Source organism: Streptomyces spinoverrucosus (assembly GCF_006539505.1).
Taxonomy (GTDB): domain Bacteria; phylum Actinomycetota; class Actinomycetes; order Streptomycetales; family Streptomycetaceae; genus Streptomyces; species Streptomyces spinoverrucosus.
In genome coordinates this window covers 1-858 of record NZ_BJND01000201.1, presented here as the reverse complement: position 1 = coordinate 858, position 858 = coordinate 1, and the positions used below count along the sequence as shown (strand labels likewise).

Below are 858 nucleotides of genomic sequence, written 5' to 3'. Positions count from 1 at the left end.
TTAGACGTCATCTCATTTGGATCGGTAGCCTGTTGGTCGTGGTTTCGATCGTTGAGCGGCTGGTGCCGGATGAGTTGTGGGAGCTGTTCCAGCGGGTGGTCCCGGAGGCTCCGTCGCGGCCTCAGGGCGGCGGCCGGCGCCGGCATGGTGACCGGGAGGTGCTGGCCGCAATCGTCTTCGTGGCCACGTCGGGCTGCACGTGGCAGCAGTTGCCGTCCGCGTCGTTCGGGCCGTCGGGAGCGACGGCTCACCGGCGCTTTGCCGAGTGGTCGAAGGCTCGAGTGTGGGCAAAACTCCACCGTCTGGTCCTCGACGAGCTCGGCGCCCGCGGCGAGCTGGACTGGTCCCGCTGCGCGATCGACTCGGTGAACATGCGGGCCCTGAAAAGGGGGAGCTGACAGGCCCGAATCCTGTCGACCGGGGCAAGTACGGCTCGAAGGTCCACCTGATCACCGAGCGGACCGGTCTGCCCCTGTCCGTCGGAATCTCGGGAGCGAACCTGCACGACAGTCAGGCGCTGATCCCGCTGGTGAAGGGGATACCGCCGATCCGCTCCCGGCGCGGACGCCGGCGGCGCAGACCGGGAAAGCTCCACGCCGACAAGGGGTACGACTACGACCACCTGCGGCGATGGTTACGCAGGCGAGGCATCAGGCACCGCATCGCCCGCAAGGGCATCGAGTCCTCGACCCGCCTGGGCCGCCACCGCTGGACCATAGAACGCACGATGTCCTGGCTCGCCGGATGCCGCAGACTGCACCGCCGCTACGAGCGCAAAGCCGAGCACTTCCTGGCCTTCACCAGCATCGCCTGCACCCTCATCTGCTACCGCCGACTCACCAAATGAGATGACGTCTT

Annotated in this window: 1 protein-coding gene; it reads left to right on the top strand. The window is 67.1% G+C overall.

Annotated elements, in window-relative coordinates; all coding sequences use genetic code 11:
- Positions 1 to 47 precede the first annotated feature (47 nt).
- A protein-coding gene (locus tag SSP24_RS42525; RefSeq protein ID WP_167529883.1) for an IS5 family transposase occupies positions 48 to 847 on the top strand; the annotation gives its coding sequence in 2 pieces (ribosomal slippage) (positions 48 to 396 and positions 396 to 847; 801 coding nt in all).
- Positions 848 to 858 lie beyond the last annotated feature (11 nt).